The 662-nt window shown below is 29.9% G+C and carries 1 protein-coding gene; it reads right to left on the bottom strand.

Translation table 11 applies throughout. The features are described 5' to 3' along the window. Window positions 1-604 (bottom strand): KilA-N domain-containing protein (locus HMPREF0077_RS10055; RefSeq protein ID WP_040349813.1); only part of this gene is annotated, 604 nt, incomplete at its 3' end. Window positions 605-662 lie beyond the last annotated feature (58 nt).

The raw sequence follows: 662 nt of genomic DNA, 5'->3' as shown, positions 1-662 counted from the left end.
TTTCACGCCATTCTTTTGCTGTCATTCCAAACAAAGCTACATTTAATATATCTGCTTCACTTGCATAGATATAGTTTATTCTTTCCTTTGATAATTTCTCAGGGACAAGTTTATTCTTAATTGCATCTGTATGAATTTTGTAATTTATTTTAGCTAAATTCCTCTTGATATCCCAACCTAATTGTTTTTGTTCTTCTTCTTTTAAGCGCTCAAACTCTTTAATAAGATAGAGCTTAAAATAAGGTGATACCCACGACGCAAATTCAAAAGCTATGTCTTTATGTGCATATGTTCCACCATATCTTCCTGCTTTGGCAACAATTCCGATAGAATTCGTCTTATTGACCCATTGTTTAACCGATAAAATAAAACGATTAAAACCTGCTTCATTTTTAATTCCCTCGAATTCGGTGGAATTAAAATTCGCATTATACATTTCTTCCCATATTCCTAAAAATTCAATTGTATTTTTATTCCTTAGCCATTTTTCTATTAGTGCCACACCATTTTCAACATTTCTAACCATGTCGGTTAAAGAAATATAATCTCTATTATCTATGGCAATAATGCTAATTTCTGATCCTTCTACATTTATTTTAGACACAAAAATCACCTCACAATATCTCATTTTAACTATAATTATATCATTTTTTTTGTTTGTT

The sequence above is a fragment of the Anaerococcus tetradius ATCC 35098 genome, from assembly GCF_000159095.1.
Lineage (GTDB): Bacteria > Bacillota > Clostridia > Tissierellales > Peptoniphilaceae > Anaerococcus > Anaerococcus tetradius.
Note: the sequence above shows the minus strand (reverse complement) of the source record. Positions and strands in the feature narration are given on the sequence as shown.